The organism is Streptomyces huiliensis (genome assembly GCF_020037025.1).
Taxonomy (GTDB): domain Bacteria; phylum Actinomycetota; class Actinomycetes; order Streptomycetales; family Streptomycetaceae; genus Streptomyces; species Streptomyces huiliensis.
On record NZ_JAIQLH010000090.1, the window covers coordinates 1 to 4,497 of the forward strand.

At 72.3% G+C, this 4,497-nt stretch carries 5 protein-coding genes and 1 pseudogene; all 6 read right to left on the reverse strand.

The window, feature by feature from the left end; genetic code table 11:
• Positions 1 to 309, reverse strand: a pseudogene (locus JNW98_RS17875) (glycerol acyltransferase); the annotation flags it as partial.
• Positions 310 to 323: 14 nt separating this feature from the next.
• On the reverse strand, positions 324 to 1,382 hold the full coding sequence (locus tag JNW98_RS17880; protein WP_223769254.1) for an NAD-dependent epimerase/dehydratase family protein: 1,059 nt from the start codon (positions 1,380 to 1,382) through the stop codon (positions 324 to 326).
• 394 nt (positions 1,383 to 1,776) lie between these two features.
• On the reverse strand, positions 1,777 to 1,875 hold the full coding sequence (locus JNW98_RS17885) for a 30S ribosomal protein bS22 (protein ID WP_003948845.1): 99 nt from the start codon (positions 1,873 to 1,875) through the stop codon (positions 1,777 to 1,779).
• 110 nt (positions 1,876 to 1,985) lie between these two features.
• Complete coding sequence (locus JNW98_RS17890) at positions 1,986 to 2,195, reverse strand: helix-turn-helix domain-containing protein (protein ID WP_154080489.1); 210 nt, start codon at positions 2,193 to 2,195, stop codon at positions 1,986 to 1,988.
• A gap of 128 nt (positions 2,196 to 2,323) precedes the next feature.
• On the reverse strand, positions 2,324 to 3,121 hold the full coding sequence (locus JNW98_RS17895; RefSeq protein WP_223769252.1) for a phosphatase: 798 nt from the start codon (positions 3,119 to 3,121) through the stop codon (positions 2,324 to 2,326).
• 166 nt (positions 3,122 to 3,287) lie between these two features.
• Positions 3,288 to 4,460 carry an acetoin utilization protein AcuC gene (locus JNW98_RS17905; RefSeq protein ID WP_223769253.1) on the reverse strand — a complete coding sequence of 391 codons (1,173 nt, stop codon included), beginning with the start codon at positions 4,458 to 4,460 and terminating at the stop codon, positions 3,288 to 3,290.
• Positions 4,461 to 4,497: the final 37 nt, after the last annotated feature.

Consider the following 4,497-nt stretch of genomic DNA (forward strand, 5'->3'; position numbering starts at 1 on the left):
GTCGAAGCCGAACTCGTCCACCTCGTAGTCGCCGGTGATCCGGCGCCGCAGGAAGTTCAGCCCGTGGGCGAGCTTCCGCTCCCAGCCGTCGGCGGCCGCCTCGGCGGCGCCGGGTGCCTCAGGAGCCCCTGCCGTCGCGGCCCCCGCATCCGGAGCGTCCGGCCCTTCCGGCTCGTCGCGCGGCGGCGGGACGGGCGCGAGGGGCGCCGCGGCGGCCCTCGGCGTACGGCCGCCGCCCGAGGCGCCGCGGCGCGACCGCCGCCTGGACCGCGGCTCCTCGCCGAACGGGATGACCTTCGCGTCCGCCATGGTGCGTGCGCTCCTCACTTCAGGCCGCGGCCGGCAGGCACCGCGGCGGCGATCCGGTCGACGGTACGGGCGAGGGTGTGGGGCGGCAGCAGACCTGTGCCACGGCTCCGGGTGAAGTCGGCGAAGGCCCCCGCCGAGCTGTACCGGGGGTGGAAGCCGAGCGTTTCGCGCATCTGGGTGGTGTCCACGACGCGGCCGTGGGTGAGGAGCCGGATCTGCTCCGGCGAGAAGTCCAGCATCCCGACGGCACGCAGCGCGGAGCCGGCCCAGGTGACGCTGGGGAGGAAGAAGGGAAGGGTGGGGCGTCCGAGGCGCCTGGCGGCCTGCGAGAGCAGGACGACGCCGTCGCCCGCGATGTTGAACGTCCCGCTGTTGAGCGTGCCCCTGGCCGGCTCCGAGGCGGCGATCCGCAGCACCTCGACGACGTCGTCCTCGTGCACGAACTGCAGCCGGGGGTCGAAGCCGAGGACGGTGGGCAGCACGGGCAGCGAGAAGTACTCGGCGAGCGGCGAGTCGGCCTGGGGGCCGAGCAGGTTGGCGAAGCGCAGCACGCACACCGCCACGTCGGGCCGCCGGCGGGCGAACCCCCGGACGTAGCCCTCGACCTCGACGGCGTCCTTCGCGAAGCCTCCGCCGGGCAGTGACTTGGGCGGCGTCGTCTCGGTGAAGACCGCGGGGTCACGGGGCGCCGAGCCGTAGACGCTCGTGGTGGACTTCACGACCAGCCGCCGCACGGAGGGGGTCTTCTGGCACGCGCCCAGCAGCTGCATGGTGCCGATGACGTTGGTCTCCTTGACCGCGCTCCGGCTGCCCCGGCCGTTGCCCCGCTTGCCGAGCGGGGTTCCGTTGACGTCCATGTGGACCACGGTGTCGACCGCGTGCTCGGTCAGCACCCGGGCGATGGCGGGCTGCCGGATGTCGGCCCGGACGAAGTCGGCCCCGCCCAGGCCGTGCTCGGGCGGCACCGCGTCCACCGCGACGACCCGGTCGACGCCGGGCTCCCGCAGGATCCGGCGGACGAACCGGCCGCCCAGCCGGCGCGCGGCTCCGGTGACGAGCACCACCCTGCCCAAGGTCAGCGCCTTCCCTTCCGTGGGGACGTTGCGGACGACGTTCTCGGGGACGTTCCGGAGGACGTTCTCAGGCGCGTTCCGGAGAGCCGTCCCGGGGATGCTCCGGGGAGCCGTCCCGAGGACATCCTCCACCCGCTTCCGGGTGCCCTGTGGCGGCCACCGTAGCGGCTCGCCGTCGCGCTGTGACGTGCGCTCGTCGCGGGGAGCGACATTTCCAGCCGTGGAGACCGCCGTACGCGGCCCTGAGCGCCTCGTCCGGCCCAACGGGCCCCGCGGGCCCCTGAGGCCGCCGTACGCCTCACAGAGCGCCTCTCGCCTCCCGGGGCCGGATGCACCGCAGCCCTCCCACCGCCGGAGCGGAGGGAGGGCTGCGGGACGAACACAGCGACGCTGCTTACTTCTTGTTGCGGCGCTGAACGCGAGTGCGCTTGAGCAGCTTGCGGTGCTTCTTCTTGGCCATCCGCTTGCGCCGCTTCTTGATAACAGAGCCCACGACTACCCTCGCTTACATCGATTCACTCGGTGCGGGGCGTCCGAGCCCACACGACCTACATCGGGCCAGCCTACCCGGCACCGGGCGAACAGCGTAATCCGAGGTCCTCGTCAGGCGGTTTCCACCCCCACAAATGACTCACGGAGGTACTCGTGCACCGCCTGCTCTGGGACCCGGAAGGACCTTCCCACCCGGATCGCCGGCAGATGACCACTGTGCACCAAGCGGTACACGGTCATCTTGGACACGCGCATCACCGCGGCGACTTCCGCCACGGTCAGGAACACGACCTCGTTGAGAGGCCTTTCGCCAGCAGCCATGACACACCTGAACCTTCCGCACATGACGCGCACCGGCTTCCCCTCCGGTGACTCCTCGTCGCTGCGCGCTCACTCCCCAGATTAGGGGCGGGTGATGCGAGTGGGGAAGAGGAGCAGCCATCGGCCGCCTACCGTGACAGACACGCTCGATTGAGTACATAGCGAGTAAGCGGTCGGTAGTAATCAGACCGCACAGTGTCATCAAGTGGAACGGCCACGGACACCCTCCCCTCGGCCTCTCCGACGAAGACCGCGGGGTCGTCGGAATCCGCCAGTCCGATGGCCTCAAAGCCCAGTTGACCTGCTCCGCAGACCCACCCGTGGTCCCCGATGACCAGGCCCGGGAGGGGGCCTCCGGCATCCGCCGCGGCGGCCAGCGCGGTACGAAGCGGGAGGGGTGAATGCGTGTGTGCGCCCGGCTCGTTCGCGGTGGCGCGCGCGCCGGGTTCACGCACCATCGCGACTCCCCGGACGTAGTCAAGGTTGTATGTGCGTACGCCAAACCGGGTCGTTATGTCGATACTTCGACCCTGCGCCGGGGTGAGGACAGCACATCCCGCCGACGACAGACCGGCGGCCAAACCGGCGTAGAAACCCAGGAGCCGGTGGGGGTGACCGGTACCGATCAGCACCGGAGCGCCCGTCGCGGCGACCGTGGCGAGGCGTTCCGCGAAGGCGCCCAGCGCCGTCAGCGTTCGATCCGGATCGATCACATCATGCCCGGAAGTCTGTTCAGGATCGGCTGAAACTCCACACCTTTGGCCCATCAGCCGTAACAATTCCTCGTAGCGCCAGTCACTTTCCGGCTCCAGCCCCATCAGCACCCGCGGGTCCCCGGCCACAAACCGCCGATAGCGGTCGAGGCTCCGCTCCCGGGTGGTGGCCACGACCCCGGCGAGGCCGGTGGCGAGCAGATGCGCGCGCAAGCGTTCCACGCCCGGCTAACGGGGACGGGCGGGAACGGGGCACGGGGGGGGCGGGGTACGGGGGGGGTACGGGGAGGGCTCGTGGACCGGCGGGGGCCGGAGGGTTCGGGAGGGCGCCGGAGGGCTCCGGGGCGGCTTTCCGGACGGGCGGAGTGGCGGCGCGGGGTCAGGGAAGCAGGCCGTGGGCAGGGAAGACGGCCCTGCGGGTCGCCAGGACCGCCTGGTCGAGGCGGTCGGCGGGGTCGTAGCCGGACGTCGCGAAGTCCCGCCACTCGGGCCGCAGTCCGTCGGTCATCCGCGACGGCCCCCACTGCCGGGTGCGCCGGTACACCTCGTGCCGCCAGTCGTCCGGGACGTCCGTGCCGGGCTCGACGGGCCGGCCGGCGGCGATGGCGCACAGGTGCGTCCAGGACCGCGGCACCACGTCGACGACGGCGTACCCGCCGCCGCCCAGGGCCACCCAGCGCCCGTCGGCGTGCTCGTGGGCCAGGGCGTGGCACGACTCGGCGACGAGGCGCTGGGCGTCCAGCGAGACCGTCAGGTGCGCGAGCGGGTCCTCGAAGTGCGTGTCGGCCCCGTGCTGGGTCACCAGCACCTGCGGCCGGAAGGCGGCCAGCAGCTCAGGGACGACGGCGTGGAACGCCCGCAGCCACCCCGCGTCCCCCGTCCCGGCCGGCAGCGCCACGTTGACGGCACTTCCCTCGGCCTCCGGGGCGCCGGTCTCCTGGGGCCAGCCGGTCTGGGGGAAGAGGGTGCGGGGGTGTTCGTGCAGCGAGATGGTGAGGACGCGGGGGTCCTCCCAGAACGCGGCCTGGACGCCGTCCCCGTGGTGGACGTCCACGTCGACGTAGGCGACGCGCTCGGCGCCGAGTTCGAGGAGCCGGGCGACGGCGAGAGCGGCGTCGTTGTAGACGCAGAAGCCGGCCGCGGCGCCGGGCATGGCGTGGTGCAGGCCGCCGGCGAAGTTGACGGCGTGCCGGGTCTCGTCGCGCCACACGGCCTCGGCGGCCGCGACGGACTGCCCGGCGATCAGGGCGGCGGCGTCGTGCATGCCTGCGAAGGCGGGGTCGTCCGGGGTCCCGAGGCCGTAGGCGGGGTCGGCGGCCCGCGGGTCGGCGGACGCCGCCCGGACGGCCTCGATGTAGTCCTGACGGTGCACCAGCCGCAGCGTCGACTCCCCGGCCGGCTTGGCGGCCACGACGCGCATCGCCTTGTCGACGCCGAACGCCTCGACGAGCCGCATGGTGAGGGCGAGTCGTACCGGGTCCATGGGGTGGCCGGGGCCGAAGTCGTAGCCGGTGACCGCTTCATCCCACATCAGTTGTGCGCGACCGCTCATGACGGCCACGCTATCGGGAAACGCAAAAAAGCCGTAG

Coding starts and splice junctions, on each gene's coding strand:
- JNW98_RS17890 (WP_154080489.1), bottom strand. CDS start 2,195: ATGGCTGCTGGCGAAAGGCCTCTCAACGAGGTCGTGTTCCTGACCGTG.
- JNW98_RS17905 (WP_223769253.1), bottom strand. CDS start 4,460: ATGAGCGGTCGCGCACAACTGATGTGGGATGAAGCGGTCACCGGCTAC.